Annotated in this window: 30 protein-coding genes and 1 tRNA gene; 20 read left to right on the forward strand and 11 right to left on the reverse strand. The window is 70.9% G+C overall.

Going from position 1 to position 26,475, the window contains the following annotated elements:
- The first annotated feature begins 20 nt into the window (after positions 1–20).
- Both rlmB and ABZ470_RS28425 read left to right on the forward strand, forming a co-directional pair.
- Positions 21–989 carry a 23S rRNA (guanosine(2251)-2'-O)-methyltransferase RlmB gene (gene rlmB, locus ABZ470_RS28420; protein WP_352014679.1) on the forward strand — a complete coding sequence of 323 codons (969 nt, stop codon included), beginning with the start codon at positions 21–23 and terminating at the stop codon, positions 987–989.
- A gap of 159 nt (positions 990–1,148) precedes the next feature.
- Positions 1,149–1,221, forward strand: a tRNA-Thr gene (locus ABZ470_RS28425).
- A gap of 316 nt (positions 1,222–1,537) precedes the next feature.
- Here ABZ470_RS28425 and ABZ470_RS28430 read toward each other — a convergent pair.
- The gene (locus ABZ470_RS28430; protein ID WP_362915167.1) at positions 1,538–1,747 is read right to left on the reverse strand and encodes a hypothetical protein; all 210 of its coding nucleotides are present in this window, start codon (positions 1,745–1,747) and stop codon (positions 1,538–1,540) included.
- 452 nt (positions 1,748–2,199) lie between these two features.
- Between ABZ470_RS28430 and ABZ470_RS28435 the strand changes: the two genes are divergently transcribed.
- A complete protein-coding gene (locus tag ABZ470_RS28435; RefSeq protein ID WP_362915169.1) occupies positions 2,200–2,499 on the forward strand; it encodes a hypothetical protein in 300 nt (99 codons plus the stop codon).
- A 198-nt stretch (positions 2,500–2,697) separates the two neighbouring features.
- On the opposite strand, the gene ABZ470_RS28440 is transcribed toward ABZ470_RS28435, so the two are convergent.
- From ABZ470_RS28440 to ABZ470_RS28455, 4 genes are all read right to left on the reverse strand, one after another.
- The gene (locus ABZ470_RS28440) at positions 2,698–3,162 is read right to left on the reverse strand and encodes a hypothetical protein (protein WP_362915171.1); all 465 of its coding nucleotides are present in this window, start codon (positions 3,160–3,162) and stop codon (positions 2,698–2,700) included.
- A 106-nt stretch (positions 3,163–3,268) separates the two neighbouring features.
- Complete coding sequence (locus ABZ470_RS28445) at positions 3,269–3,706, reverse strand: MarR family winged helix-turn-helix transcriptional regulator (RefSeq protein ID WP_362915173.1); 438 nt, start codon at positions 3,704–3,706, stop codon at positions 3,269–3,271.
- Positions 3,707–3,857: 151 nt separating this feature from the next.
- A complete protein-coding gene (locus ABZ470_RS28450; protein WP_352014683.1) occupies positions 3,858–4,679 on the reverse strand; it encodes a protein phosphatase 2C domain-containing protein in 822 nt (273 codons plus the stop codon).
- 149 nt (positions 4,680–4,828) lie between these two features.
- Complete coding sequence (locus ABZ470_RS28455) at positions 4,829–5,548, reverse strand: DUF2306 domain-containing protein (RefSeq protein ID WP_362915176.1); 720 nt, start codon at positions 5,546–5,548, stop codon at positions 4,829–4,831.
- A 116-nt stretch (positions 5,549–5,664) separates the two neighbouring features.
- Here ABZ470_RS28455 and ABZ470_RS28460 point away from each other — a divergent pair, with 116 nt between their 5' ends.
- A complete protein-coding gene (locus ABZ470_RS28460; RefSeq protein ID WP_362915178.1) occupies positions 5,665–6,405 on the forward strand; it encodes a TetR/AcrR family transcriptional regulator in 741 nt (246 codons plus the stop codon).
- 6 nt (positions 6,406–6,411) lie between these two features.
- Here ABZ470_RS28460 and ABZ470_RS28465 read toward each other — a convergent pair whose 3' ends face one another.
- Positions 6,412–7,287 (reverse strand): pyridoxal-phosphate dependent enzyme, encoded by an 876-nt coding sequence (locus tag ABZ470_RS28465; RefSeq protein ID WP_362915180.1) that lies wholly within the window; start codon positions 7,285–7,287, stop codon positions 6,412–6,414.
- A gap of 311 nt (positions 7,288–7,598) precedes the next feature.
- Between ABZ470_RS28465 and kynU the strand changes: the two genes are divergently transcribed.
- The 4 genes from kynU (at position 7,599) to ABZ470_RS28485 (ending at position 11,548) form a co-directional block, all read left to right on the forward strand.
- Positions 7,599–8,882 (forward strand): kynureninase, encoded by a 1,284-nt coding sequence (kynU, locus tag ABZ470_RS28470; RefSeq protein ID WP_352014687.1) that lies wholly within the window; start codon positions 7,599–7,601, stop codon positions 8,880–8,882.
- Entirely contained in the window at positions 8,879–10,192 is a 1,314-nt protein-coding gene (locus tag ABZ470_RS28475) for an NAD(P)/FAD-dependent oxidoreductase (RefSeq protein WP_352014688.1), read from the forward strand. The genes kynU and ABZ470_RS28475 overlap by 4 nt, the downstream gene beginning before the upstream one ends.
- Before the next feature lie 29 nt (positions 10,193–10,221).
- Positions 10,222–10,920 carry an alpha/beta hydrolase gene (locus ABZ470_RS28480; protein ID WP_362915182.1) on the forward strand — a complete coding sequence of 233 codons (699 nt, stop codon included), beginning with the start codon at positions 10,222–10,224 and terminating at the stop codon, positions 10,918–10,920.
- An 82-nt stretch (positions 10,921–11,002) separates the two neighbouring features.
- Entirely contained in the window at positions 11,003–11,548 is a 546-nt protein-coding gene (locus tag ABZ470_RS28485; RefSeq protein WP_362915184.1) for a hypothetical protein, read from the forward strand.
- Here ABZ470_RS28485 and ABZ470_RS28490 read toward each other — a convergent pair.
- Positions 11,542–11,712 carry a hypothetical protein gene (locus ABZ470_RS28490; RefSeq protein WP_362915186.1) on the reverse strand — a complete coding sequence of 57 codons (171 nt, stop codon included), beginning with the start codon at positions 11,710–11,712 and terminating at the stop codon, positions 11,542–11,544. The two genes, ABZ470_RS28485 and ABZ470_RS28490, sit on opposite strands and share 7 nt — an antisense overlap.
- A 177-nt stretch (positions 11,713–11,889) precedes the next feature.
- Between ABZ470_RS28490 and ABZ470_RS28495 the strand changes: the two genes are divergently transcribed.
- The 10 genes from ABZ470_RS28495 to ABZ470_RS28540 all read left to right on the forward strand — a co-directional run bounded on the left by ABZ470_RS28495 (position 11,890) and on the right by ABZ470_RS28540 (position 20,853).
- A complete protein-coding gene (locus ABZ470_RS28495; protein ID WP_362915188.1) occupies positions 11,890–12,435 on the forward strand; it encodes a flavoprotein in 546 nt (181 codons plus the stop codon).
- 210 nt (positions 12,436–12,645) lie between these two features.
- Entirely contained in the window at positions 12,646–14,589 is a 1,944-nt protein-coding gene (locus tag ABZ470_RS28500; RefSeq protein WP_352014693.1) for a glycosyltransferase family A protein, read from the forward strand.
- Positions 14,590–14,658: 69 nt separating this feature from the next.
- Positions 14,659–15,699, forward strand: a complete 1,041-nt coding sequence (locus tag ABZ470_RS28505) for an energy-coupling factor ABC transporter permease (protein ID WP_362915190.1) — start codon at positions 14,659–14,661, stop codon at positions 15,697–15,699.
- Positions 15,699–16,472: a cobalt ECF transporter T component CbiQ gene (gene cbiQ / locus ABZ470_RS28510; RefSeq protein ID WP_362915192.1), complete on the forward strand. Its 774-nt coding sequence runs from the start codon at positions 15,699–15,701 to the stop codon at positions 16,470–16,472. Before ABZ470_RS28505 ends, cbiQ begins: the two co-directional genes overlap by 1 nt.
- On the forward strand, positions 16,472–17,221 hold the full coding sequence (locus tag ABZ470_RS28515; RefSeq protein WP_352014696.1) for an ABC transporter ATP-binding protein: 750 nt from the start codon (positions 16,472–16,474) through the stop codon (positions 17,219–17,221). Before cbiQ ends, ABZ470_RS28515 begins: the two co-directional genes overlap by 1 nt.
- 261 nt (positions 17,222–17,482) lie before the next feature.
- Complete coding sequence (locus ABZ470_RS28520) at positions 17,483–17,821, forward strand: STAS domain-containing protein (RefSeq protein WP_352014697.1); 339 nt, start codon at positions 17,483–17,485, stop codon at positions 17,819–17,821.
- Between the two features lie 56 nt (positions 17,822–17,877).
- Positions 17,878–18,651, forward strand: a complete 774-nt coding sequence (locus tag ABZ470_RS28525) for an SDR family NAD(P)-dependent oxidoreductase (RefSeq protein WP_362915194.1) — start codon at positions 17,878–17,880, stop codon at positions 18,649–18,651.
- Between the two features lie 24 nt (positions 18,652–18,675).
- Entirely contained in the window at positions 18,676–19,440 is a 765-nt protein-coding gene (locus tag ABZ470_RS28530; protein ID WP_352014699.1) for a crotonase/enoyl-CoA hydratase family protein, read from the forward strand.
- A gap of 109 nt (positions 19,441–19,549) precedes the next feature.
- Complete coding sequence (locus tag ABZ470_RS28535) at positions 19,550–20,185, forward strand: rhomboid family intramembrane serine protease (RefSeq protein ID WP_352014700.1); 636 nt, start codon at positions 19,550–19,552, stop codon at positions 20,183–20,185.
- 62 nt (positions 20,186–20,247) lie between these two features.
- Positions 20,248–20,853, forward strand: coding sequence for a UTRA domain-containing protein (locus tag ABZ470_RS28540; RefSeq protein ID WP_362915196.1), 606 nt, complete (start codon positions 20,248–20,250; stop codon positions 20,851–20,853).
- 37 nt (positions 20,854–20,890) lie between these two features.
- Here ABZ470_RS28540 and ABZ470_RS28545 read toward each other — a convergent pair whose 3' ends face one another.
- From ABZ470_RS28545 to ABZ470_RS28560, 4 genes are read right to left on the reverse strand one after another with little or no spacing between them, the layout of a single operon-like run.
- Complete coding sequence (locus ABZ470_RS28545) at positions 20,891–22,093, reverse strand: ABC transporter permease (RefSeq protein WP_362915198.1); 1,203 nt, start codon at positions 22,091–22,093, stop codon at positions 20,891–20,893.
- Entirely contained in the window at positions 22,090–22,767 is a 678-nt protein-coding gene (locus ABZ470_RS28550) for an ABC transporter ATP-binding protein (RefSeq protein WP_362915200.1), read from the reverse strand. Before ABZ470_RS28550 ends, ABZ470_RS28545 begins: the two co-directional genes overlap by 4 nt.
- Entirely contained in the window at positions 22,764–23,909 is a 1,146-nt protein-coding gene (locus ABZ470_RS28555; RefSeq protein WP_362915202.1) for a peptidoglycan-binding protein, read from the reverse strand. Before ABZ470_RS28555 ends, ABZ470_RS28550 begins: the two co-directional genes overlap by 4 nt.
- Entirely contained in the window at positions 23,906–24,379 is a 474-nt protein-coding gene (locus ABZ470_RS28560) for a hypothetical protein (RefSeq protein ID WP_362915204.1), read from the reverse strand. Before ABZ470_RS28560 ends, ABZ470_RS28555 begins: the two co-directional genes overlap by 4 nt.
- Before the next feature lie 170 nt (positions 24,380–24,549).
- Between ABZ470_RS28560 and ABZ470_RS28565 the strand changes: the two genes are divergently transcribed.
- Both ABZ470_RS28565 and ABZ470_RS28570 read left to right on the forward strand, forming a co-directional pair.
- Complete coding sequence (locus ABZ470_RS28565; RefSeq protein WP_362915206.1) at positions 24,550–25,203, forward strand: response regulator transcription factor; 654 nt, start codon at positions 24,550–24,552, stop codon at positions 25,201–25,203.
- A 3-nt stretch (positions 25,204–25,206) separates the two neighbouring features.
- Positions 25,207–26,436 carry a HAMP domain-containing sensor histidine kinase gene (locus tag ABZ470_RS28570; protein ID WP_362915208.1) on the forward strand — a complete coding sequence of 410 codons (1,230 nt, stop codon included), beginning with the start codon at positions 25,207–25,209 and terminating at the stop codon, positions 26,434–26,436.
- The last annotated feature ends 39 nt before the right edge of the window (positions 26,437–26,475 follow it).

Consider the following 26,475-nt stretch of genomic DNA (forward strand, 5'->3'; position numbering starts at 1 on the left):
CAGGCCATACCCTAGACACCATGGCTGCTGGCGGTAGAGGGTCCGGACGACCCGCGAAGAAGAAGAGTCCGACCAAGGGCACGGGCGGTAACAAGCGCCGAAGCCTTGAGGGCAAGGGGGCGACCCCGCCGGCGCACATGAGGCACTGGCACAAGGACAAGGCCAGGGCCGAGCGGGTCGAGCGGGAGGAGCGCACCGGCAGGACCACCTCCCAGCGCCCGCAGACGCGTGCCAGGCGCAGCGAGGACGCCCCCGAGTACATCGGCGGGCGCAACCCCGTCCTGGAGGCGCTACGCGCTGGTGTGCCCGCCTCCGCCATGTATGTCGCCCTGCGCATCGACAACGACGACCGCGTCAAGGAGGCCGTACGGCTCGCCGCCGAGCGGGGCATCGCGCTGCTTGAGGTCGGCAGGGAGAAGCTGGACCGGCTCACCGAAGGCGGCATCCACCAGGGCGTCGCCCTGCAGATCCCGCCGTACGAGTACGCCCACCCCGACGACCTCGTGCGCATCGCCCAGGAGGCCGGGGAGGTGCCGCTGATCGTCGCGCTCGACGGTGTCACCGACCCGCGTAACCTCGGCGCCATCGCCCGTTCGGCCACCGCCTTCGGCGCCCACGGCCTGCTGGTTCCCTCCCGCCGCTCGGCCGGGGTCACCGGAGGGGCCTGGAAGACCTCGGCGGGCACGCTGGCCACCCTGACCGTCGCCCGGGCCTCCAACCTGACCTCCGCCCTGCGGGAGTACCGCGAGGCGGGCCTGTTCGTCGTCGGCCTCGACGGCGAGGGCAGCGTTGACCTGGAGAAGGCCAACCTCCTCGACGGTCCCCTGGTCGTCGTGGTCGGCTCGGAGGGCAAGGGCCTGTCCCGCCTGGTCGCCGAGTCCTGCGACCTGGTGGTGCGCATCCCCATGCACGCCGCCGCCGAGTCGCTCAACGCGGGTGTCGCCGCGGGCATCGCCCTGTACGAGGTGGCCCGCCACCGCCGCCGCTGACCTTTCCCGGCGGGGGTGGCGTCCGCCCGTCCTGTACCGCTCCGGCTGTCTCTTGGCCGTCGCAGTCTCGCGGCGGCCCGGCTGTACGGAAATCGGCGTTTCGGGGGCTCCGTCGGTGACGTCCACGGTGCGGGCCGACTACACTCATCAGTTGACCATGCCGACGTAGCTCAATCGGCAGAGCAACAGTCTTGTAAACTGTAGGTCAGGGGTTCGATTCCCCTCGTCGGCTCGTGAAGCAAAGGCCCAGGTCAGGGACATGTCCCTGACCTGGGCCTTTGTCATTTCTGGTTCTTCCCTCGGCCGTGTGTCACCTACGTGCCCCTAGCTCTCGATCTTCGTTTTCCGTCTCACCTGTTCTCGTACGGCTCGGCGAGCTCCGAAGCCGGAGGGAAGCGCCCATGCGACGACCGGTCCAATACAGGAGGATCGTGAACATGGTCCAGGATCCCGACGGTCTTGGCGAGGGGACCACCTGTCGTTCCGGAGTGTCCGGCGCCTTTGACCTGGTACGGATTCTGTGGATCGGCTCGTCCTTCACCGCCGTGTCACGTGTTTGACTTAGTTGCTGCTTCGCCTGTCTCCTTGGCCACGGCCTTTCGACGTCTGCGCTCGGTGAGGACCGCGCCGAAGCCGCTGATCCAACCCAACAGCACCGTGTAGCCGATGACGCTCTGCCAGTTGAAGACCGTGTCCAGGGGCCAAAGGTCGTGGTTGTGGAACCAAAGAGCGAGGAGGCTTGCGAGGAAACCTCCCACGGCTCCTTGCAAGAGGCCACGAAGGCCTACCCGCCATAAGGGTGCCTGCCCGCCCTGCATGTTCAGCCTTTTCTGTCTCCGACAGAGAACCTGCCTTGTAATGATCACGCTACCCAAGCCGGGGTCATACGTGACCTCGGCAGGCCGCGTACCAAGACTTTGTAACCTCAGTCAGGGTTCGGTTCCCTTGTAGGCCCCCAGGTATCCGAGGCTCTTTCTTTTTCCCGAAACCGTCGTGATGGGGATGCGCGGGGTTACTCGTCCGCGCCGATGAAGGGGCCCGCCCACACCGGTTGTGGACCGGGCCGAGTGGAGGAGGCGGGGGTGGCCTGAAGGATCGTGTGGGCGGAGGTGGCGGTGCCCTTACCGAAACACTGGGCGATCGATCGACTACTTTTGATCATGGCTGGTTATGTTCCGTGAGGTCATCCACCTCACGGAAGGACCATCTCGTGCGCCTGACCCGCCCTCTGTTCACCACCGCCCTGGTCACCGTCGTCGCCGCCACGGCCGTGGTCGTGGTTCCGTCCGGCTCGGCCTGGGCGGCGAAGGGCACGCTGTGGATCAACGGCCGTCGCCACCACAACCCCAGCGGCTGCTACACCGTCATGGGGCGGCTCTCGGCGACCAACCGGACCAACACGGCGGCCATCCTCTACAGAGGAGACAGGTGCAACAGCCGGATACTGGGCGCTCTCGGGCCCGAGCAGCGCAACACGTGGGAGTTCATCGGCAGCGTCTCCATCCAGTAGCCGGGAGTCGGTGACGCGTGCCGTAGCCGCCGTTCGGTCAGCGTGCGGGACGGCCAGGCCCGGTCGGCGGGAACCACACCGGTTCCACTTCCGGAGCCTTCGGCTCGGGGGCGGAGGCTCCGGTCACGCCTGGCCTGGGGAGGGACTCGTCAGGATCGCTCCTTCCTGCCCGACGCGGGATGCCGAGAGACGCACGGCTCATGCTTCGGATCCGGGGCGGACGATCATCATGATCACGACGACCGCCCAGATCAGGTTGTACAGCCCGGCGAGCATGGACAGTCTGCGCAGTGGTGCTGCCGGGCCGGGGGTGTCGAGTGCCGCACGTTGGCGCGGGACGATCTGGGTGACCAGCAGGCCCGCCGCTCCTGCGGTGAGGACCATCGACAGGGTGATCCAGATCTCTCCCGTCCGGCCCTGCACGGCCGCGAGGACGAGACCGGCCACGGGAACGGCGAGAGCGGCCACGGCGTAGCCCCGGGTGATGCGGTGCATCGCGGTCGCGACAGCGGGACTGCGTTCTCCCTGGTCGGATGGGGCGTCTGGGGGAACGGCCGCGGCGAGAGGCGCGTAGCGGGGGAACAGGCTCGTCGCGACGGCGGAGCCGCCGACGAACACGATGGCGGCCAGGACATGTACCACCAGCAGGACGTCTTCCAGCACGGATGTCTCCCTTCAGCCTTCAGGTTAACTGAAGCCTAGACCATGCTTCAGCCAGCCTGAAAGATGAGGTTCGCAGACGTACGGCGGTCAGGCCGCCGAGGAGGGATCAGCCGGCGGTACGGAAGGCGGCCCGGATGGTCTCGCCCACCCGTCGGCGCGTCGGGTCGGAGTCCGGGCCGAACAGGTGCTCGTCCACCTGGTCTGCCGCTTCCTGTGCCGCTCGTAGCAGGCGCGCGCCCTCGGCTGTCACCTCGATGACCGACGCGGAGCCGGCACGGGCACTGCTGTCGCGCACCAGTCCCGCTCGTTCCAGCGTCTTCACCGCCGTGTGCACGCTCTGCACGGTGATCCCCGACATGCGTGCCAGGTCGCTGAACGACACCCCGGGCACGGCCTTGATGTGCGCCAGCAGCCCCAGCCTGCTCACCGTCAGATCCAACGGCGCCAGAGCCCTGTTCAGCTCCGCCTCGACCTGGTGCGCCAACGTCAGGACCACGATCGAGACGTTGGTCACGGGCGGCGCGGGACGGGAGGTCTCAGACACCGTTCCAGTGTCCCCGGTCGGGCAGGCACTTCGCACGGACATGGGGTCACCGCCACCGTGTCGGAACGGCGCGGCCGCGGGCCGTCGTGGGCGAAGGGCCGAGGACACCGGGACGTCCCGATCGAGCCGCGATCCGGCCGAAGGGGAGGGCTCACCGGAACGTCCAGAGGGCGGCGGTGGCGTCGTCGTGGGTTTTGTGGCGGGGCCGGTGCGAGCCGTACGGGTCGTCGTGTTCGGCGGCGCGGACCTGGGCGATCAGTCCTTGCGGGCCGTCGCGGGTGAGGAGGTCGAGGAGCTGCCGCCAGGTGGCCAGGCCGAAGAGGTCGGTCAGGCGGGAGGCGCCGTCGCTGAGCAGGGCCGCGGACCGTACCCGTTCGGCGGGGACGGATCCGGTCAGGGAGCGTGCGGCGGCGAGGGGGTCGGCCGAGGCGACCCAGAAGCCGCCCTCACGGTTGCGGTGGCCGCGCATGATCTCGATGTAGCGGCGTAGCGCCTCGGAGTGTTCGGGGGTTCCGTTCGTCAGGGCGTCCAGTTCGGTCCGGTGGAGCACGCCGGTCCGTTCGAGCCGGTCGTCGCTGAGCACGGTCGGCTCCGCCGTACCGGTGTCGATGATGATCACGGAGTCGGCCAGCACCAGCCATTCCAGGGTGTCGTCCGTACGGCGCAGCATCGCGACCGTGGCCGAGGGGGTGCCGGGGTGGGACAGATCGCAGGTGAAGTCGTGCAGCGAGACGACGGTCTTGATCGACCTGGTGAGCAGTTCGGCCAGGGGAGCGGCGCTCTGGGTCACCTCGGCCAGCAGGGTGGAGCCGAGCGTGCGGGCGTACCAGGCGACCCCGTGTGAGCAGCCGGACTCCATGCCGCTCGGGACGCCCGCCCCGTCCAGGAGAACCACCGCGCCGGAGGTGACCCCGACGAAGTCCTCGTTGGGGCGGTCCGGGGAGGCGGGGTCGGTGGCGAGGGTGAGCCGCATGTCCGTCGTCCTCGTGTCGTGGTCGGATGGAGGCGTACTCGACGCCGGATGGCATGCCCGCGAATAGCGGGAAATATGCGGTTTTGGGGTTCGGGGTAGTCGTGAGGCGAACGCCCCGGAACCGGCTGCGGTGGTTCCGGGGTTCGGGGTCAGGTCGCGAGTGCGGTGCGGCGGCCACGGCGGGCCACCTCGCGCTCCAGATACCACTCCACGATCAGCAGCGGGACCGTCCAGCCGAGCCAGCCGGACAGGCCGGAGATCGTCCACGCCATCAGGTCGGGGTCGCCGTGGAAGACGGTGTCCTGAAGCGGGGGCAGGACGATGATCAGAATCGCGGTCCACACCCGGTTGGTGATGATGGAGTAGGTCAGCACGGTGCTGCGCAGCATCCAGCGCCGGTGACCGGCGTACCGGCGGGCGCGGGCGGCGCGCCAGCCCGCCACGGTGAAGGCGAGCCACAGCAGGGCGAGGATCACGTCGCTGACCGCGAGGAACAGCCCGAACGGGGAGCGCGCCCCGATGACCAGGCCGGTCAGCCCGGCCGGTAACACTCCGGCGAACACGTAGGCCCGTCCGGCGCGCCGGTGCCACACCGGGTGTCGCCTGCGAAACCACGGCCACACCTGGAAGAACGCGGTGACCATGGCGATCGTGGCGAACAGCACGTGCGCCACGAGCAGCGGGTAGTGCAGGCCGAACCCCTCCGGCTGCGGCACCCGGGACTGCGACGGGTCGCCGGTCAGGTACGGCGGCAGTGAGAACGCGAGGAACCCGGCCATGACCAGACCGAGGGGCGCCGTCCAGGGGCGTCTCCACCACGGACGGCGGCGGGCCGGTGCCGGTTGGGGGCTGTCGATCGTCGTGTGCATGACGACTCCAAGGGGTTGAGTGGGATGCGTATGACATACGCTCATTGCGTACCTTATACGCAAGGAGTATGACCTACGCAAGGCGTATGTCATACGCAAACTGATAGGCTCCTGGAATGCGGGACGACACCGGAAACGAGCTGCCGCACGCGCTGAACGTGTTGTGGGGGCGGGCCAAGCCGAAGGGGCGGGGACGCGCGCCCGCGCTCAGCCTGGAGCGGATCGTGGCGGCGGCCGTCGCCCTCGCCGACGAGGAGGGGCTGGCCGCGCTGTCCATGGCCCGGCTCGCCGAACGGCTCGGCTGCGCGCCCATGTCGCTGTACCGGCATGTGGCGGGCAAGGACGACCTGCGGCTGTTCATGCTGGACGCCGCCCCCGGCCCGCCGCCGGAGTTCGAAACGGCACCGGCCGACTGGCGCGGCTCACTCACCCGGTGGGCCGTCGAGCTGTTCGGCGTCTACGCGCGGCATCCGTGGATCGTCCAGCTGGTGAACTCCCCGCCTGCCGATCCCGGCCAGCTCGCCTGGCTGGACGCCGCACTGCGCACCCTCGGCGGCACACCGCTGGACCTGCGGACCCGGATCTCGGTGGTCATGCTGGTGACGCACTACGTGCGTGGCGCGGCCCAGCTCCTGACGTCCATGGCCGCAGAACCGGGGGAGGGGGCCGACGAGGCGTACGCCGCCCTGCTCACCGAGCTGGTCGACCCCGTCCGGTTCCCCGCGCTGGCCGGCGCCGTGCGAGCCGGGGTGTTCGCCCCCAACCCGGGGGCCGGTCCTGACGACGACTTCCGCGCCGGCCTGGACCACCTGCTCGACGGGGTGGGGGTGGCGATCGAACGCGCCGCCCGGAGCTGAGCCGGGTCAGCCGGGGGGAGGGGTCATGGGGCCGGTGATGACGGCGACGAGCACCGTGCCGGGCGGGAAGACGCCGTCCTCGGTCATCGTGAAGATCGCCCGCATCATCTTGGCCACGTATATCCGGTCCAGGCGCAGGCCGTGCCGGGCGGTGAAGTCGGTGACGAACGCGTCGAGGGCGGCGTCGCTCCTGGCGTAGCCGCCCGAGTGGAAGTCGAGGGCGATCGACCAGTTGCCGGAGGCATGGCCGTACGCCTCGGTCTGCAGGCGGGTGACCTCCTCGGTGAGGAACCCTCCGCCGCGCAGCACCGAGACGCCGAGCGCCCGCCGTCCGGGCTCCAGGCCTGCGGCGATGCCCGCGAGCGTGCCGCCGGTGCCGACCGGGCAGCAGACGACGTCGTACGGCACGGCGATCTCCCCGGGCAGTTCGGCACAGCCGTGTACGGCCTGCGCGTTGCTGCCGCCCTCGGGCAGCAGGTAGAACCGGCCGAACCGTTCCCGCAACGCCTCGACGACGGGGGCGGTGTGCTTGACCCGGTAGGTGGTGCGGTCGAGGTAGGTCAGCCGCATCCCGCGCCCGACGGCGAAGGCCAGGACCTCGTTGAGCGGCAGGTGCTCCTCCCCGCGCACGACCCCGACGGTCCGGAACCCGAAGCGGGCACCGGCCGCGGCGACGGCCCGCAGGTGGTTGGAGTAGGCGCCCCCGAAGGTCAGCAGCGTGTCGTGCCCCAGTTCGGCGGCCCGTGTCAGGTTGTATCGGAGCTTGCGCCACTTGTTGCCCGGAAGATCGGGGTGGATTAGATCATCACGTTTGAGGAGCAGCCGTACACCGGCCCCGGCGAGGCGGGGGTCGCACAGCTCGGTGAGGGGCGAGGGAGCCACGGGCGAGACCCCGGAGGCCGTCGGGAGATCGGTTCCGGAGACGGTCGCGGGGGTGATCCCGGAGGAGGCCGTGGGAGGGGGCGGAGGGAGGGACGGCCTTGGGCGGATCACCGCATCAGGATGCCATCTCGTACGGTGCCCTTCCATTCGGAAGGTGAAAGCCGCAATGTAAGCACCAATCAGCACCTATATCCAGATACACCCGTTGATATGGCATTCCTTTGCCCCGCTGTACGCCGTCATCATGGGGGAACCAGCGGCCCGCACCTCGCCGCGGCCGGTTCGCAGCCCACGTGTGAAGAGAGAGACGTATGACCCACTCGTTGAGAACCGGCCTGTCGATCCAGGAGATGCAGGAGGAGGCGCTGCGGCGCGACGCGGAGGATCCCGGCAACCGGGACCTCTTCCTCGTCCCGCCGGCGGAGGGCGGGGACTACCCGGAGAGCGCCTACCTGGCGGGCAACTCACTCGGCCTGCAGCCGAGGGCGACCAGGACGGAGCTGCTCGCCGACCTGGAGGCCTGGGCGAGACTCGGCGTCGAGGGTCACATGGAGGCCGAGCGCCCCTGGCTGCCCTACCACGAGCTGCTCACCGAGCCCGCCGCCCGTCTGGTCGGCGCGCTGCCCGAGGAGACCGTGGTGATGAACTCGCTGACGGTCAACCTGCACCTGCTGATGGTGTCGTTCTACCGGCCCGGGGGGCGACGCACCAAGATCGTCATCGAGGACACGGCCTTCCCCTCGGACAGTTACGCGGTGCGCAGCCAGGCCCGTTTCCACGGCCTCGACCCGGAGACCACGGTGGTACGGCTCCGCGACGGGCGGCAGGTCCTCGACTTCCTGGCCAGGGAGGGCGAGACGGTCGCGCTGGTGATGCTCGGCGGGGTGAACTACCTGACCGGCGAGCTGATGGACATCCCCGCGATCACCGCGGCCGGGCACGCGGCCGGGGCGGTCGTGGGCTGGGACCTGGCGCACGCCGCAGGGAACGTTCCGCTGAGCCTGCACGAGTGGGGGCCGGACTTCGCCGCCTGGTGCTCCTACAAGTACCTCAACTCCGGGCCCGGCGCCCTCGGCGGCGTCTTCGTCCACCAGCGGCACCTGGGCGACCCCACGCTGCCGCGCTTCGAGGGCTGGTGGAGCACCGAGCAGGAGACCCGATTCCAGATGGCCCCGGTCTCCCGGCCGCCCGCGACCGCCGACGCCTGGCAGATCTCCAACCCGCCGATCTACGCCATGGGCCCGGTGCGCACCTCGCTCGAACTGTTCGACCAGGTCGGGATGGCCGAGCTGCGGGCCCGGAGCGTGCGGCTCACCGGATACCTGGAGAGCCTGCTCGACGTGGTCGTCCCCTCCCGGCCGCTCAGCGTGGTCACCCCGCGCGAGCCGGGGCGCCGGGGCTGCCAGCTCTCCCTGCGGATCGGGAGCGGCAGCGCCGCGGAGCTGGCCTGGCGGCTGCGCCGGGAGCACGGGGTCGTCACCGACGCCCGTGAGCCGGACATCGTCCGGATGGCGCCGACCCCGCTCTACTCGACCTACCACGACTGCTGGCGCGCCGCCGTCGCGCTGGCCGACTGTGTCCAGGAGGAGTCGTGACCGTTGCCGTCGTCGGCGCCGGACTCACCGGCTGCCTGCTCGCCTGTTATCTGGCCCGTCGCGGCCTCGACGTGACCGTCTACGAGCGCCGCCCCGACCCGCGTACCGGTAAGCCGGAGCGCGGCCGGTCGATCAACCTGGCCATCTCCGAGCGCGGCCGGGACGCCCTGCGCAGGATCGGCCTTGAGGAGCGGGTCATGGCCGACGCGCTGCCGATGCGCGGCCGGATGATCCACCCGGTGAGCGGCCCGCTCGACTTCCAGCCCTACAGCCACGACGGCGAGATGGCGATCAACTCGATCAGCCGGGGAGCGCTCAACAACACGCTGCTGGACGCCGCGGAGGCCGCCCCCGGGGTGAAGGTCTTCTTCGGCCACCGGCTGACCGGGCTCGACCCGGCGACCGGGGCGATGACCTTCGAGACGGCCGACGGGCCGGTCGAGACGGTCGCCGACGTCGTGCTCGGCGCGGACGGGGCGGGCTCCGCCGTACGGGGGCAGCTGCTCGCGCACCGGGACATCGAGGAGAGCCTGGACTTCCTCGACTACGGCTACAAGGAGCTGACGATCCCCGCGGTCGACGGGGAGTTCGCGCTGGACCCGGGCGCGCTGCACATCTGGCCGCGCGGCACGTCCATGATGATCGCGCTGCCCAACCCCGACCGGTCCTTCACCTGCACGATGTTCTGGCCGACCGGCGGCACCGGGAGCTTCGCCTCGCTGAGCAGCCCGGCGGCCGTCGAACGTCACTTCCGCGCCAACTACCCGGACGTGGTGCCGCTGGCGCCGACCCTGGTCGACGACTACACGCACAACCCGGTCGGCCTGCTCGGCACGGTCCGCTGCGCGCCCTGGCAGTCGGACGGCAGGGTCGGCCTGATCGGTGACGCGGCGCACGCGATCGTGCCGTTCTACGGCCAGGGAGCCAACTGCGGCTTCGAGGACGTGGTCGTGCTCGACCAGTGTCTCGACGAGACCGGCGGTTCCTGGTCCAGTGCCCTGCCGCTGTTCGAGCGGCGGCGCAAGGAGAACGCCGACGCGATCGCCGAGATGGCCCTGGACAACTTCATCGAGATGCGCGACAAGGTCGCCTCTCCGGTGTTCCGGCTGGTCAAGGGGGTCGAGCACCGGCTGGAGCGGGCGCTGCCCGGCCGCTACGTGTCCCGGTACGAGCTGGTCTCCTTCTCCACGGTGCCCTACGCCCAGGTCAGGCGCCGGGTGCGCGCCCAGCAGCGGCTGCTCGCCGGGGCGGCGGCCGTACTGGCCGGGGCGGTCGTCGCGGGCCTGGCCGGGCTCAGGCGCAGGTCGTGAGGCCGTCATGAGGCCGTCGTGAGGTCGTCGTGAGCGAGGACAGGTCGGTCTTCGGGAGGCACGCGCCCGGTCCTGACGAGACCGTCGCGTACGGCCCGGCCCCCGACCAGGTGAGCGACCTGTGGCACGGGCCGGGGCCGACGGTCGTGCTGGTCCACGGCGGGTTCTGGCGTCCCGAGTACGACCGGGTCCACCTGCGTCCGATGGCGAACGCGCTGCGCGAGGCGGGCTGGAACGTCGCCGCGGTCGAGTACCGCCGCGAGCCGGGCCGTCCGGACGCGGCGGTCGAGGACGTCCGTGCCGCGCTCGCCGCGCTCGGTCCCGCGTCCGGTCCCATGGTGGTCGCCGGTCACTCGGCAGGCGGCCACCTGGCCCTGCTCGCGAGCCCGGGGGAGGCCGCGGTCCTCGCCCTGGCCCCGGTGGCCGACCTGCGGCTCGCGCACCGGCTCGACCTCGACGAGGGCGCGGTCGCCGACTTCCTCGGCCGTCCGCCGGACGAGCGCCCCGACCTCGATCCGGTACGGCTGCGCCCCGGCGCCGGGCGGGTGACGCTCGTGCACGGCACCGACGACGAGCGCGTGCCCGTCGAGGTCTCCGAGTCCTACATCGCCGTCCACCCCGAGGCCTCGCTGGTACGGATTCCCGGCGCCGGGCATTTTGTGGTTATTGACCCGGAAAGCGAGGCTTGGCCGGTTGTCCTGAGGGAATTGGCGGCCCTCACCCGTTAACACGGTGGTTTTTTGGTGGTTCTCCGGGTTACTGAGGGTTCGATCAGTACGGTGATCTCAGCCCCCAAAGGAGAAACCGCATATGACCTCTCCAACCTCGCAGGAACTGAGAAAGCTCCAGGAACCCGCGTACTGGCTCATCTTCGCGTTGCCCTGGCCCGACTCCCGGCAGGACGCCGCGACCGCGGAGGCCGCCTACGTCGTCGCGCCGCCGCTCGTCCCCAGGAGCCAGGTCTCGGAGAACGCGGAAGGGGTCTTCGCGGTGGCCCACTTCCACGTCAAGGAGAACCCCGGCCGCAGAGGTGTCTGGTTCAGCGACCTCACCCGGTGGCTGGCCGAACGGGACAACAGCTGGCAGGGGGTCGAGGTGGACTGGGAGGCGGCGCTGCGCGAGATCCAGGAGCTGCCGACGTTCGGCATGTTCCTGGAGGTCAGCAGGCGCGGCTACCTGTTCCTGCTGGACGGCTCACCGGAGGGGGCGACGGTGACCTACCCCGGAGGAGAGCGGGAGCACCTGACCGCGCGGGAGCGTGAGGCGGTGCACGCCGACTTCGAGAACAAGATCACACGTGACTGGGCGAGGTACATCGAGGAGATGGCCGCCCGGGGGATGATCCACCTTCACTGACCCCGCGGGCGGCGCGGCGTGGACCCGAGGCCCCGGCTCCCCTCGCCGGAGTCGGGGCCGGTCCTTCGGCCGGCCGCGAGGCGCTCGGCCTCGACGTGCAACGCCTCGACGAGGAGCAGCTCCAGAAGGAGGTCCGCGTCCACAAGATCGTCGAGTGCTGCCATGTGCCCTCCTGTTGGAAAAGACGTCCCACGGGTCACACGGGTTTCTTCTCATAACGGAACGGCATGGAAATTCCCGGGCAAGTCACACGGAAACATACGGATTTTTCGTGATTTTGGGTGAGATGTCGATAGCCGTCCCGGCTCCAAGGCTGTTTCCGGGTGTCCGAGACTTGTTCCATGAACCGTCCCCCGGCGCCCAAGGGCGTCCTCTACGTGATCGTCTGCGCGGCCGGAGCGGCCCCCACGGCACAGGACCTGGTCGCGGCGGCCCTCGATGAGGGATGGGAGGTCCAGGTCGTCGCCACCCCCTCGGCGCTGGGCTTCTTCGACGTCGCCGCCTTCGAGGAGCTGACCGGGCGTCCCGTCAAAAGTCGCTACCGCAGGCCGGACGAGCCCAAGCCGCCCAGGGCCGACGCGATCGTCGTGGCCCCGGCCACCTACAACACCGTCAACAAGTTCGCCCAGGGGATCGCCGACACCTACGCGCTCGGCCTGCTCGCCGAGGCCCCCGGCCTGGGCGTCCCGGTGGTCGTCGTGCCCTTCGTCAACGCGGCCCTCGCCTCCCGCCTGCCGTTCCTGCGCGGTGTCGAGACGCTGCGCGCCGAGGGGGTGCGCGTGCTCCTCGACCCGGCGAACGAGGCCTGGAACGGTTCCAAGCCGTGGCGGACGGCGCTGGCGGCGGTCGAGGAACTCGGGAGGCTCCGGCGCGACGACACAGGGTGACGGGCCGGAGGTACCAAAGGGCGACAAGACGACAAGACGCGCGAAACGCCAAGCCGTGCGAAGCCGTAAGAAAAAGGGGGTTTTCACCAGGCACGGCGAGGCCGGGCGAAGGCGGAGAGGGCCAAGAAACCGGATCCGCCCCACACGCGCGGCCCATCGTCACATACTGGAACGCTGCGTGACGTTGAGTAACCGACGGGGGGCACAGCGGTGACGGGGACGATCATTCGAGCGGTCCGTGCGGGAAGCGGTGAGCGGGCGGCCGGAGACGAGGCCGCGGGGCCCGGGCGCTGGGCCGCGCGGGAGGAGACGCAGCACCCCGACATCGACGTCAGCGTCATCGTCCCGGTCCACAACTGCCGCCCCTATCTCGACAGGTGCCTGACCTCGCTGCTGGTGCAGCGGGTCAACAGGGAGATCATCGTCGTCGACGACGGCTCGACCGACGGCGGCGCCGAACTGCTCGACCTCTACGCCGCCCACCACCGGGGGGTCGTGCGGGTCGTCCGCGTGGAGCGCTCCGGCGGCGCGGGCCGTCCCCGCAACGTCGGCCTGGCCCTGGCCAGGGGCAAGTACGTGTTCTTCTGCGACGCCGACGACTACCTCGGCCCCGAGGCGCTCGAACGGATGCTCGCGATGGCCGAGCGCAACGGCTCGGACATGGTGCTCGGAAAGATCGTCGGGCACGACCGCAGGGCCCCCGTCTCGATGTTCCGGGAGAACGCCGAGCGGGTCACGCTGGAGGAGAGCCGCGTCTACAACAGCCTGAGCTGCTTCAAGCTCTTCCGCAGGGAGATGATCGAGCGGTACGGCATCCGCTTCGACGAGACGCTGCTGGTCGGGGAGGACGTGTTCTTCACCACCCACGCCTACTGCCACGCGGAGGTGATCTCCGTCGTCGCCGACTACGACTGCTACCACCTGGTCGCCAGGCCGGACGGCAGCAGCATCATGCAGCAGCCGGGCAGCCGCGACCCGGTCGCCTGGATTCGGATGATCAAGAAGTCGGTCGAGTTGATGGTCGGCCACGTGCGTCCCGGGGCGCTGCGCGACCACCTGCTCGGGCGGCACTTCAGGATGGACGCGCTGAGCAACCTCGGCAGGCCCTTCCTCGACGCCGGGGAGGAGACGCGCAGGCAGATCGCCGCCGAGGTCGCCGACATGTGCGAGCGGTGGCTGACCGACGGCGTCCGCGAACGCCTCAACCCCATCGACCGGGGCCGCGTCGCCGCCCTCCAGGACGTCGACCGCCTGGTACGGCTCGCGCACATCGAGTCGGCCGTGGTTCGCAGGCGGCTGACCGGCCTGGACTGGGACCCGCGGGACGGGCTGGTCGTCACGGGCCGGGTCGCGCTGGACGCCCTCGAACGGGACGGGGGCCCCGACCTCGTCGCGGGCGGCCTCGACCTGGTGCTGCGGCTGCGCGGCGGCGCGGTGGAGGGTGACCGGGGGCGTCCGGTCGAGCGGGTGTTCCCGGTCGGCGGCGACCACGAGGGCTTCAGCGCCGTCGTGGACGTCACCACGCTGTCCTCCGGGGTCTGGGACGTCTATCTGAACGTCGAGTGCGAGGGCGTCACCCGTCTGGTACGGCTCGGCGCCGACCGGGACGAGCCGGTCACCCGGCCCGCCCCCCGGATGATCGGCGGTGTCGTCGCCCTGCCGTACTTCACCAGGTCGCACGGCAACCTCAGCCTCGACGTCGGCGGACACGTGGTGCGGGTGCCGGGCCGCGTCCGGCTGACCGGGACCCGCTGGACGGCCGGGAACCGGCTGGCGCTCGACGGGCGGGTCAGCGTCGGCTCGGCGGCGCCGGGGACGCGGGCCGTACGGCACCTGGTGTGGCGGGAGCGGTGGTCGGGGAAGGAGTGGCGCGAGCCGGTCGAGGTCGAGGAGGGGGGGACGTTCGCCATGCGGCAGGCACTCGGCAGACTGGGACCCGGCACCTGGGACGCCTACCTGGAACTCGACCTGGGCGGACCGCCCGCGCGGTTCAGGGTCGAGGCGCCCGCCGAGATCGTCGCGCCGCCGCGCACCTGGTGGCGCGGGCTGGTCAGACGCAGCGTCAGGCCCTACGCGACCACGGGCAAGGGGCGGCTGAGCGCGGTCGTGCGGACGTTCACCCCGAGGTCGTTCGCCCGCCGCGTCCTCCGCTAATGCCACTCTCTTGCAAGTGCAAGCCCATGGCTTAAAGTAAGGAGGATTTCGCATCCCCGGAGGCTTGCCGTGCACGTACCCGATGGCTTCTTCAACGCAGCCGTGTCGATTTCGGCCGGGGCCGTCGCGGCCGCCGGTGTGGGGATCTGTCTGCGGGGGGCCCGTAAGGAGCTCGACGACAAGACCGCGCCCATGGCGGGTCTGGTCGCCGCCTTCATCTTCGCCGTCCAGATGCTCAACTTCCCGGTCGCGGCGGGCACCAGCGGGCACCTGCTCGGCGGCACGCTCGCGGCGATACTCGTCGGGCCGTACACGGCGGTGTTGTGCGTGGCCGTCGTCCTGCTGGTACAGGGTTTCTTCTTCGCCGACGGCGGCCTGACCGCGCTCGGGGTGAACATCACCCTCATGGGCATCGTCGCCGTCCTGGCGGGCTGGGCCGTCTTCCGCCTGGTCACGAGCAGGGCGCGCGGGAAGGGCACGGTGGTCGCGGGCGCCTTCGTCGCGGCGCTGGTCTCGGTGCCGGTCTCGGCGGTCTCCTTCGCGCTGCTGTTCTGGATCGGCGGCACCGCGCCCATCGAGGTCGGCACGGTCGCCATGGCCATGGGCGGCGTGCACGTGCTCATCGGCATCGGCGAGGGTCTGATCACCGCGGTCACCGTCAGCACCGTGCTCGCGGTCAGGCCCGACCTGGTCCACGGCGCGCGCGGGCTGGCCGCGCCCCTGGTGCTCAGGGGCGCCGACGGCGCGGCCACCACGGTGGACACGGCCCCCAGGGCGGCGGCCCCGCGCCGCATCGGCTGGTTCCTGCCCGCGGGCGTCCTGGTCGCGGCGCTGCTGGCGGGGATCGTCAGCTTCTACGCCTCCTCCTCGCCCGACGGCCTTGAGCGGGTCGCCGAGGACAAGGGCTTCAGCGGCCAGGCCGGGGACCACGCCCTCGGTGACCAGCCGCTGGCCGACTACGGCGAGGTCGGCGGCATCCCGGTCGGCGTCGCCGGCCTGGTCGGCGTCGGGGTGACCCTCGCCGTCGGCGGCGGCCTGTTCTTCGCGGTACGGCGCCGCAACCAGGGCGAGACCCGCGACGACTCGGCGAAGGACGAGGTCACCGCGTAGTGGGGGCGGGCCACAGCCACCAGCTCTACCGGCCGGGGGACACCCTCGTCCACCGGCTGCCACCCCAGTGCAAGCTGGCGGCGGTCGCGTCCTTCGCGCTGGTGGTCGTGGCGACCCCGCGTGAGTGGCTGTGGGCCTTCGGGATCTACGCGGTCCTGCTCGGCGTGGTCGCGTCCGCCGCCCGGGTCCCGCCGGGCTTCGTGCTGCGGCGGATGATGATCGAGCTGCCGTTCGTGGTGTTCGCGGTGGCGCTGCCGTTCATCGGGTTCGGCGAACGGGTGCCGTTCCTGGGGGTCACACTCAGCGTCGAGGGGCTCTGGGCGGCCTGGAACATCCTGGCCAAGGCCACGCTCGGGGTGGTCGCCAGCGTGCTGCTGGCGGCGACGACCGAACCGAGACTGATGCTGCTCGGCGCCCAGCGGCTGCGGCTGCCGCCGCTGCTGGTGCAGATCGCCATGTTCATGCTCCGCTACATGGACGTGATCGTGGACGAGATGCGCCGGATGCGGGTGGCCAGGGAGTCGCGGGGCTTCACGGCCAGGGACGTCCGGCACATCCCGGCGGTCGCCAAATCGGCGGGGGCGCTGTTCATCCGCTCCTACGAGCGCGGGGAACGGGTGCACCTGGCGATGCTCAGCCGGGGCTACACCGGTTCGATGCCGGTCATCCAGGACCTGTCCGCCTCCTCGCGTCAGTGGCTCACGGCGGGTATGTTGCCGGGCGCGGCGCTCGTGGTGCTGCTCGGCACGACACTCGTGAACGGAGGCCTGTGATGACCGCCTCGCTGGAGGTGCGCCGCCTGGCGTACGCCTATCCGGACGGCACCCAGGCGTTGTTCGGCGTCGACTTCGAGATCGCGCGCGGGGAGCGGGTCGCGTTGCTCGGCCCGAACGGCGCGGGCAAGACCACGCTGGTGATGCACCTCAACGGCATCCTGACCCCGGGGCACGGCACGGTGACGGTCGCCGGGCTGCCGGTCGGCAAGGAGTCGCTCAAGGAGATCCGCAGGCGGGTCGGGCTCGTCTTCCAGGACCCCGACGACCAGCTGTTCATGCCGACGGTGCGGGAGGACGTCGCCTTCGGCCCGGCCAATCTCGGCCTCAGGGGGCCGGAGCTACGGCGCCGGGTCGAGGAGGCCCTCGACCGCGTCGGCATGCTGGAGGCGATCGACAGGCCGCCGCACCACCTGTCCTTCGGTCAGCGCCGCCGGGTCGCGGTGGCGACCGTGCTCGCGATGGAGCCGGAGATCCTGGTGCTGGACGAGCCGTCGTCGAACCTGGACCCGGCCTCAAGGCGCGAGCTGGCCGAGATCCTCAGGGGGCTGGACGTGACCGTGCTGATGGTCACCCACGACCTGCCGTACGCCCTGGAGCTGTGTGAACGGGCGCTCGTCCTGTCCGGCGGCGTGATCGCCGCCGACGGGCCGACCGCGAAGATCCTCGCCGACTCCGACCTGCTCGCCGCCCACCGTCTCGAACTGCCGTACGGCTTCGCCCTCCCGCGAGCGGAGCATTCTCCATGATCGTCGACATGTGTATCGATTCGCTGTGATAGCGGTTTATATGATCTTTGTCCCACGTTATTCGTGATTTTTCCGGTATAAATCGGCGGGGGCGCCGTGGCTGGGCCGTGGCTCCATTGACGGGGAAGCGGAACGGGGTGAGGGTGATGTGTGGCGTTTGCGGTTCTTCCTCCGCCCGGTGCGAATGATCATAGAGTCGCGGGACCTCACATACGGTGATGGCGAAGTAAAGTGGGTCTGCCTCATGGGCGAGGAGGACTGATGAAGCTACGGCTGGCTCGCCGCGCCGTCGGTGACGCCGTGGTGGTGGCCGTCGAGGGCGAACTCGATCTGTTCACCGCCCCCTTTCTGCGAGACGAGGTTCGCGATGCGATCAAGCTCGACGGGTCCCGGCTGATCCTCGACCTCACCGCGCTGTCGTTCATGGACTCAAGCGGCCTGTCCGTGCTCATCGAGGCCTGGCGGCTGGCCACGGGCGAGGGGGGCGGCGTCAGCCTCGCGGCCCCGCAGGCGCCGGTGGCCAGGATTCTGCGCACCACCGGCCTCGACCGCCGCATCAAGGTCTATCCCGACGTGGTCACCGCGGTCGGCGAGGGCTGAGATCCAACGGGCACCCCTGATAGAACTTCATTCGGTATCCGCGTTAGAGTCCGCTCATGGACCTGAACGGAGCAGCAGCAGTCATCTCAGGCGGTGCCAGCGGCCTCGGTGAGGCCACGGCCCGTCATCTCGCCGCGCACGGCGCCACCGTGGTCGTCGCCGACCTCAACGAGGAGCGCGGCAAGCTCGCCGCCGAGGAGATCGGCGGAGTCTTCGTCAAGACCGACGTCTCCGACGAGCAGCAGGTGCAGGCGGCGGTCGACGCGGCGGTCGCGACCGGCAGGCCGCTGCGCGTCGTGGTCAACAGCGCGGGCATCGGCTGGGCGGGCCGTACGGTCAACCGGGACGGCTCACCGCACGACCTGGCCTCCTACCGCAAGGTCATCGAGGTCAACCTGATCGGCACCTTCAACCTCCTGCGCATCGGCGCCGCCGCCATCGCCAAGACCGACCCGGTCGACGAGGACGGCCAGCGCGGCGTGATCGTCAACACCGCCTCCGTCGCGGCCCTCGAAGGCCAGACGGGCCAGGTGGCCTACTCGGCCTCCAAGGGCGGCATCGTCGGCATGACCCTGCCCGCCGCGCGAGACCTGTCGCCCGTCGGCATCCGCGTCAACACGATCTGCCCCGGCATCATCGACACCCCGATCTACGCCTTCAACGACAACGCCGAGGAGTTCAAGGCCAGGCTCGTGGCCCCCGTCGTCTTCCCCAAGCGCATGGGCAGGCCGGAGGAGTTCGCCCACCTGGTGCGCTCCCTGATCGAGAACGACTACATGAACGCCGAGACCGTCCGGTTCGACGGCGGCATCCGTTTCCAGCCCAAGTAGTTCCCGGCCCAGAGGAGTCAACCGGTGTCTGATGAGGTACTCGCCGAGGTCGGCGACGGCGTCGCGGTCATCACGATCAACCGCCCCCAGGCCAGGAACGCGATCAACGGCGCGGTCGCCAGGGGGATCGCCGCGGTGCTCGACGAGTTCGAGGAACGCGCGGACGTCTCGGTCTACGTGCTGACCGGGGCGGGCGGCACCTTCTGCGCGGGCATGGACCTGAAGGGCTTCCTCAAGGGAGACCTGCCCTTCCTTGAGGGCAGGGGCTTCGGCGGCATCGTCGAGGCGCCGCCGAGGAAGCCGATCGTCGCCGCCGTCGAGGGCTACGCCCTGGCCGGAGGCTTCGAGCTCGCGCTGGCCTGCGACATCATCGTGGCCTCGGAGAAGGCCGTCTTCGGCCTGCCCGAGCCCAAGCGTGGCCTGGTCGCGGCGGCCGGGGGCGTGATGCGGCTGCCGCGGCGCATCCCCTACCACGTCGCGATGGAGATCGCCCTGACCGGCGACCACTTCCCCGCCGCACGGCTGAGCGAGGTCGGCCTGGTCAACCACGTCACGCCCGAGGGCGAGGCGCTGACCAGGGCGGTCGAGCTGGCCGGGCGGATCGCGGCCAACGCCCCGCTGTCGCTCGCCGCGACCAAGCGGGTGATCGTCGAGTCCGCCGACTGGAGCGCGGGGGAGATGTTCGCCAGGCAGGCGGAGATCATCGACCCGGTGTTCGCGTCGAAGGACGCGCAGGAGGGCGCGGCGGCCTTCGCCGAGAAGCGCGCCCCGGTCTGGAAGGGCGAGTAGTCCCGTTCGAGACGCCGGGCACGGCCGTACGTCGCGCCCGGCGCACTTCCCGCCTGGAGTGCGTACGGTGGAAGGGCGTGGCGACCGCTCCCGAAGGCCAGGAGAGTGCATGGACGACCGATTTCCCCCGGCGGAACGCCCGGCCGGTGAGCGGCTCAGACGCGGGGCGGGTGAGCTGGCGGCGGGCGCGGCCGGAGCCGCGATCCTCGTCATCCTCCTGGTCGGCGGCATGTGGGCGATCGAGGTCGCCGACTACGTCCTGCCCGGGGAGTTCGACGCCTACGGCATCAGGTCGTGGGACGTCGAGGGACTGGGCGGCATCCTCCTGGCGCCGTTCCTGCACGCGGGGTTCGGCCACCTCATGGCCAACTCGCTGCCCCTGCTGATCCTCGGCTTCCTCGCCGCGCTGCGCGGGATCGGCAGGTTCCTGCTCGCCAGCCTGATCATCATCGTGGTCAGCGGCCTCGGCGTCTGGTTCACCAGCTCGCCGTACGTGGTCACGGTCGGGGCGAGCGGGCTCGTCTTCGGCTACTTCGGCTTCGTGGTGGCCAGGGGCCTGTTCGACCGGAGCGTCCTCGACATCGTCATCGCGGTCGGCGTCGCCGTGGCGTACTACTCGATCATCTGGGGCGTGCTGCCGGGGGAGGCGGGCATCTCCTGGCAGGGGCACCTGTTCGGGCTGGTCGGCGGCGTCCTGGCGGCCTGGGCACTGCGCCGCAGACGGCGGACGCTGCCCGCCTACTGACACTCCACTAGGGTCGGGGGACGGCCTCAGCCGGTGCCAGGAACGCCGTGGAGGAGCTTTCAGTGGGATCTCAGGAGACAGCGGACCCGAGCCGGGAAAGCGGCGCCACGGGCCACAGGACGCCCCGCGTGGTGGTGCGGCGCTCGCTGCCGACCCAGCCCGCCGTACGCGGCTCGGCCTCGCTCTTCATGACCGAGGCCGCCGCGCAGGGGATCACCCCGGGTCGCCGCATGCTGGGCGTCGCTGAGGAACCGGCCTCCGGTGACGTCGCGGCGGCGCTGCGCGTCGAGCCGGGCACCGACGTCCTGGCCCGCAGGAAGCTGCTGCTGGCCGGTGACGTCCCGGTGCGGATCGCCACGAGCTACTTCAGGCTCGACCTGTTCGGCGGCACCCCGCTGTGCGACCCCGACTTCGTACGGCCCACGCTCCAGGCGGGCATCGAGGCCCTCGGCCACCGCTTCGGCCACGCGGAGGAGCACCTGGTGGCCCGCCCGCCGAGCGGCTTCGAGGCCGTGACCCTGGAACTCGACCCCGGCGAGTGGATCGTGCAGGTGCTGCGCGCGAGCTACGGAGACGACGACACCCCGGTCCACGTGCTGGAGACGATCTGCGCCGCCTCCCGGCACGTCTTCGTCGTCGCCCAGGTCACCGGCGCCGACGAGTTCTGACCGGGGCCCCTTTCCCGGGCACTGGTCTCAAGCCGGGTCATCCGGTGGCGAGCGCCTGGGTCGGGGTGAGCCGGGCCGCCCTGCGCGCCGGATAGAGGCCCGCGACCGCGCCGATCAGCGTCGAGGCGACGACCCCGCCCGCCAGGGCCTGGACGGGCAGGACCAGCGGCCAGCCACGGGACGCCGCGTAACCCAGCGTGACGAGGACGCCGAGCAGGACGCCGGACAGACCGCCGAGGAGGGACAGCACGACCGACTCGGCCAGGAACTGCAACCGGATCTGACCCCGGTTGGCGCCGAGGGCGCGGCGGAGCCCGATCTCCTGACGGCGTTCGAGCACGGAGATGACCATGGTGTTGGCCACCCCGACGCCACCGACCAGCAGGGCGACCGCGCCCAGGCCGAGAAACAGCGAGTTGAAGGTCGAGGCGGCGGCGAGCTGGGCGGTCAGGGCGTCCGAGGGGCGGCTGACCTGGACCTCCTCGGGGTCGCGCGGGTTCACCGCGGAGGCGAGCACCTCCCTGACCGCCGTGACGGCCTCCTCGTCGGAGCGCTCGTACAGGGTGGTCGGGTGGCCGTCGAACCCCAGGAGTCCCTCGGCGACCGGCCAGCCGACCAGGGCCGACCGGTCGATCTCGGGGTTGAGCGGCAGGGAGTCCAGGACGCCGATGACGGTGAACCAGTGCCCGGCGAGATAGACCTGGGCGCCGGGTTGTCCTACCCCGAGCCTGCCTGCGGCGACCGAGCCCAGCACCGTGGCCGGATACATCTCGGTCGCGGAGTTGAGGAAGACTCCCGAACGTACGGATCCCCCCAGCGTGGTGAGCAGGTTGAGCCTGGTCGCGGCCACCGCGATCCCGCCGGTGTCGGCTTCCGGGATCTTGTCGGTACGGCGCACCGTGCCGTTCTCCACGGCGCCGACCGCGGTGACCGACCGGACCGAGGGGACGCGGGCGACCATGCCCACCGACTCCACCGGCAGCCTGGCGTTCTCCCCGAACAGGCTCTGGCCGGGGTGGACGGTGAGCATGTCGGTCCCCAGCGTCCGGATCTGGTCCAGCAACTGCTGCCTGCTGGCCGCGCCGATGCCCAGCACGGCGACCATGGCGGCGACGCCGATGGCGATGCCGAGCGCGGAGAGGGCCGCCCGCAACGGCCGTCCGCGCAACCCCACCAGCGACACCCGCAAGACGACGGCGGCGGAGAGCCGAGCCGAAGGAGGAAGCGGTACGGAGCTCATGAGCCCTTCCCGTCGTAGTTGATCCGGCCGTCGAGGATCTCCACCCGGCGCGGCAGGCTGCGGGCGATCTCCAGGTCGTGGGTGACGATGACGATCGTGGTGCCGTCGGCGTGCAGTTCGCGGAGCAGGCTCAGCACGCCCGCGCCCGAGGCGGAGTCGAGGTTGCCGGTCGGTTCGTCGGCGAAGACGACCGCGGGACCGGCGACGAGGGCGCGGGCGACCGCGACCCGCTGCCGTTCACCGCCGGACAGCTCGTGCGGCCGGTGGCCGAGCCGGTGGCCCAGGCCGACGCGCTCAAGGGCCGCGGTGGCGCGCCGGGCGCGGGTCCCGGCGGACACGCCCTGGTAGAGCAGTCCGGTGGCCACGTTGTCGACCGCGCTGAGGTGCGGTGTGAGGAAGAACCGCTGGAAGACGAAGCCGATCCAGCTCGCCCTGACCGCGGAGATCTGCCGGTCGCGGAGGGTCGCCAGGTCGTGCCCGAACATCCGGACGGTTCCGCTGTCGGGCAGTTCGAGTGCCCCCAGGATGTGCAGCAGGCTCGACTTGCCGGAACCCGAAGGGCCGACGACGGCCAGCAGCTCCCCGCGACGCACCGACAGCGACACCTCACGCACCGCCGCCACCCCGCCCGGGTAGGTTTTGGACACCCTCTCAGCGGTGATCACGGCGGTCATGACGACGGCACCTCGACGCGCGCGCCCTCGGCGATCCCGGGGCCGCTGACCTCGACCAGCCCGAGGGCGAAGGAGCCGAGCCGTACCGGGACGTCGTGTCCGGCGCCGGACGCGTCGACGACGCGGACCGCGTAGGAGTCCTTGCTCCGGGCGAGCAGCGCGGCCACGGGTACGGCGAGCACGTTCCGGTCCACCCGGCTGGTGAAGCTCACGGTCACCGGGGCGCCGTCCAGCCCGCCGGTGGCCTTACGCCCGGTGAGGACCACCTCGACGGGGACGGTCGCGTCGCCAGTGGCCTGACCGGGCTGTCGGTCCTGGGCGGAGCCCGGCGGGGCGGTGGCCACCGCGCTCACCCGCCGGACGCGTCCCGGCACGGTCCGCCCGTCCGGCAGGTCGACGCTCACCTTGGCGTTCCTGACGGCCAGCTGCCGCCGGTTCACCGGGAGATCGACGTTGACGACCTGCCGGGTTCCGGTGGCCCTGACGACGACCCCGCCGGCGGTGCCGCCCGAGACGCCGGGCACGGCGGCGATCCGCAGGGCCTCCGGGGCGACGACGGCGTCGCCGGGGTTGACCACCCCGGTCTGTTCGACGCCGAGGTGACGCTGCCAGCGCCGGACGGCACGCCAGGTGGCGTAGCCGAAGTGCCTGTCGACCGTGACGTCCTGCCCGTGGCCCAGCGCCACCAGGTTTCTCTCCAGGACGGCGATGTCCTGCCCGTCGCGCATCCCCTGCCGCAGCGGGCGCCACAGCGGTGTCGCCCCGTAGAAGAGCGGCACGGAGTGCCCGTTCACGCCGTACACCCGCTGCCCCCGGCGTACGGTCCGTCCGGTGGGGGGCAGCCAGGTGAGGGTGCCTCCACTGGCCGAGACGAGGTAGGTGCCGGAGTAGCCCAGCGTCCCGTCGATCTCCTCGTGGTCGGCGAGGTCGGTGCGGACCACCGGGGCGGTGGTCACGGCCGCCTCCCGTGGCGCCGGGGTGGGGGACGGCGGCCGCGTCACGACCACGACGGTCGCGGCCACGGCGACCGCGAGACCGGCGGCGGCCCACAGCAGGCGGCGACGGCGCCGGGGGTGCCGCTTCGCGGCGGGTCCGGGCGCGGTGCCGTCGCCGGGGGAGTCGTCGGAGGAGGGGTCCCTCATCCCGCGCCGCCGGAGGACGACTTCCGGCAGGCCAGCAGCGCCTGCTGTACCTCGGGGTCGTTGAGCCGGTCGCGGATGGTGAGCCCCTGACCTGGCTGGGGATCCGGCGCGTCGACGCCCTTGCCCCGCAGGCACCGGGCGATCGCGACCATCCGGTCCATGTCCTCGGAACCGCCCATCTTCTCCTGTGCCTTGACGGGCAGGTACTGCCGGCACGCCTTCATCGCGGCCTGCAGGGCGGCGGTGTTCCCCGGTTTGGGGATGATGACGGCCCCGGGCCGGTCGGGGTCGGGGTCGGGCATCTTCACCCCGTTCTCCCGCATGCATCGCGCGTAGGCGACCCCCTGGTCCTGGGCGTTCGGCGTGCTCGTACCGGTCTGCGCGTTCCGGCCGGAGTCTGTGGTGCCGCAGCCCGTCAGGACCAGTGCGGCGGCGATCGTCACGGCTCCGCCGAGCCGGGGAGTTCTCATGGCTTTTTCGACCTTCCGTCTTCCGTGGTACGGCGCGGCCGTGAACGGCGGCGCCGTGCTCCACAGGTCTACAGACGGGGGTGTTCGGCTGACGTTTCCGTCATCGGAAACATCGGCTTTATCCACGTCGCCCTACTGTGGCGACACACCCACCTGAGGAGAGGCGTGCCATGCGCGTGCTGATGGTCGAGGACGAGCGTGTGCTGGCCGACTACGTCGCCGACGGGCTGCGCGGAGAGAACATGACGGTCGACGTCGCCTACGACGGGACCGACGCGCTGAGAAGGCTCGCCCGTTCCGACTACGACGTGGTGATCCTCGACCGGGGCCTTCCGGGGGTCTCCGGTGACCAGGTGTGCGAGGAGCTCACCAGGGAGGGCGGCAGGACCAGGGTGCTGATGCTCACCGCGGCGGGCGGTGTCCGCGACCGGCTCCAGGGTTTCAGCCTGGGCGCCGACGACTACCTGCCCAAGCCGTTCGACTACTCCGAGCTGCTCGCCAGGGTGTCGGCGCTCGGCAGGCGGACCGGTACGGCGCTGCCCCCGGTGCTGCGGTGCGGCGGTCTCACGCTGGACACCTCACGGCTGCGGGCCTCCCGTGACGGGGTCCCGCTGGCGCTGTCCCCCAAGGAGTTCGCCGTCCTGGAGGTGCTGATGTCGGCTCAGGGACGGGTCGTCAGCGCCGAGGAGCTGCTCGAACGGGCGTGGGACGAGAACGCCGACCCCTTCACCAGCGCCGTCCGCGTCGTGATGGCCAAGCTCAGGGCCAAGCTGGGAGACCCGCCGGTGATCGAGACCGTGCTGGGCATCGGATACCGGATCTGAGCCGTGGCGGCCTCGCGCCGGGCGCCCGCGCGGTGGCGCGGCCTGCCGGTCAGGGTCAGGCTCGCCGCGGTACAGGGCGGGCTCATCCTCGCCGCGGGGACGGTCGTCGTCCTCGTCGTCTACTTCCTGCTGGCACGGAGCGTCGACTCCAAGGTCAAGGTGATCTCCTTCACCAACAAGCCGACCGCGAGGTCGCCGGGCGAGTCGGTGGACGTCATCGTCTCCATGGCCAGGTCCTACACGACCGAGGCCGTCGACAGGCGGCTGGCGCAGGCCCGCCACGAACTGCTGCACCAGCTGTTCACCACGTCCGCCGCCTGCCTGGCCGTACTGGTCGTCATGGCCGCGCTCATCGGCTGGTGGCTGGCGGGCAGGATGCTCAGGCCGCTCAACCAGATCGCGGAGACCGCGCGGCGCCTCTGCCTGGACAACCTGCACGAGCGCATCGAACTCAGGGGACCGGACGACGAGCTCAAGAGGCTCGCCGACACCTTCGACGACATGCTCGCCAGGATCGAACAGGCCGCCGACAGTCAGCGTCGTTTCGTCGCCAACGCCTCCCACGAGCTGAGGACCCCGCTGGCCGTCCAGCGCACGGTGCTCCAGCTGGGGCTGGCCGGGCCGATGTCGGAGAAGGTGGTCCGGGCCAGACGGGAACTGCTGACCATCAACGAACGCAGCGAGCGGCTGATCGAGGGACTGCTGCTCATGGCGCAGAGCGACCGGGGCCTGGCACGCAGAGAGCCCATCCCGCTCCACGAGGTCGCGGGGGAGGTCCTGGCCCAGTACACCGACGTCGCCGCCGCGGCCGGTGTGCGCACGGAGCTGAGGGCCGCGCCGGTCGAGATCTCCGGCGACCGGGTCCTCATCACGCAGCTCCTCATGAACCTGGTGCAGAACGCGATCCGCTACAACCGTCCCGGCGGTGTGGTCGAGGTGAGCGTCACGGCGTCGGGCGACCTGACGGTCGGCAACACCGGCCAGGACATCCCCCCGGACAAGGTCAACGAGCTGTTCGAGCCTTTCGTCCGGTTCGGCGAGGCGAGGTCCGGCCCCAGGGAGGGAGCCGGTCTGGGGCTGTCGATCGTCCGTTCCATCGTCGCCGCCCACCGCGGCGTGGTCGTCGCCCGCGCCCGCTCAGGCGGAGGCCTGGAGGTCAGCGTGACGCTGTCGCCCGCCGGATCCGGCCTCCGGCCGCGCCTTTCACAGGATTCCCGAGCCGCCGGAACCTGAGGGCCCGGGACGGAGCTGAGAGGGCGCTGGGAGCCCGTT

Origin of the sequence: Streptosporangium sp. NPDC020072 (assembly GCF_040631445.1) — a bacterium.
Taxonomy (GTDB): domain Bacteria; phylum Actinomycetota; class Actinomycetes; order Streptosporangiales; family Streptosporangiaceae; genus Streptosporangium.

What these genes read in the sequence shown, in the direction of transcription:
- rlmB (WP_352014679.1), top strand. Translation starts at nt 21, where the DNA reads ATGGCTGCTGGCGGTAGAGGGTCCGGACGACCCGCGAAGAAGAAGAGT.
- ABZ470_RS28450 (WP_352014683.1), bottom strand. Translation starts at nt 4,679, where the DNA reads ATGCGGCTCACCCTCGCCACCGACCCCGCCTCCCCGGACCGCCCCAAC.
- ABZ470_RS28455 (WP_362915176.1), bottom strand. Translation starts at nt 5,548, where the DNA reads ATGCACACGACGATCGACAGCCCCCAACCGGCACCGGCCCGCCGCCGT.
- ABZ470_RS28460 (WP_362915178.1), top strand. Translation starts at nt 5,665, where the DNA reads ATGCGGGACGACACCGGAAACGAGCTGCCGCACGCGCTGAACGTGTTG.
- kynU (WP_352014687.1), top strand. Translation starts at nt 7,599, where the DNA reads ATGACCCACTCGTTGAGAACCGGCCTGTCGATCCAGGAGATGCAGGAG.
- ABZ470_RS28485 (WP_362915184.1), top strand. Translation starts at nt 11,003, where the DNA reads ATGACCTCTCCAACCTCGCAGGAACTGAGAAAGCTCCAGGAACCCGCG.
- ABZ470_RS28490 (WP_362915186.1), bottom strand. Translation starts at nt 11,712, where the DNA reads ATGGCAGCACTCGACGATCTTGTGGACGCGGACCTCCTTCTGGAGCTG.
- ABZ470_RS28495 (WP_362915188.1), top strand. Translation starts at nt 11,890, where the DNA reads ATGAACCGTCCCCCGGCGCCCAAGGGCGTCCTCTACGTGATCGTCTGC.
- ABZ470_RS28515 (WP_352014696.1), top strand. Translation starts at nt 16,472, where the DNA reads ATGACCGCCTCGCTGGAGGTGCGCCGCCTGGCGTACGCCTATCCGGAC.
- ABZ470_RS28520 (WP_352014697.1), top strand. Translation starts at nt 17,483, where the DNA reads ATGAAGCTACGGCTGGCTCGCCGCGCCGTCGGTGACGCCGTGGTGGTG.
- ABZ470_RS28525 (WP_362915194.1), top strand. Translation starts at nt 17,878, where the DNA reads ATGGACCTGAACGGAGCAGCAGCAGTCATCTCAGGCGGTGCCAGCGGC.
- ABZ470_RS28535 (WP_352014700.1), top strand. Translation starts at nt 19,550, where the DNA reads ATGGACGACCGATTTCCCCCGGCGGAACGCCCGGCCGGTGAGCGGCTC.
- ABZ470_RS28545 (WP_362915198.1), bottom strand. Translation starts at nt 22,093, where the DNA reads ATGAGCTCCGTACCGCTTCCTCCTTCGGCTCGGCTCTCCGCCGCCGTC.
- ABZ470_RS28550 (WP_362915200.1), bottom strand. Translation starts at nt 22,767, where the DNA reads ATGACCGCCGTGATCACCGCTGAGAGGGTGTCCAAAACCTACCCGGGC.
- ABZ470_RS28555 (WP_362915202.1), bottom strand. Translation starts at nt 23,909, where the DNA reads ATGAGGGACCCCTCCTCCGACGACTCCCCCGGCGACGGCACCGCGCCC.
- ABZ470_RS28560 (WP_362915204.1), bottom strand. Translation starts at nt 24,379, where the DNA reads ATGAGAACTCCCCGGCTCGGCGGAGCCGTGACGATCGCCGCCGCACTG.
- ABZ470_RS28565 (WP_362915206.1), top strand. Translation starts at nt 24,550, where the DNA reads ATGCGCGTGCTGATGGTCGAGGACGAGCGTGTGCTGGCCGACTACGTC.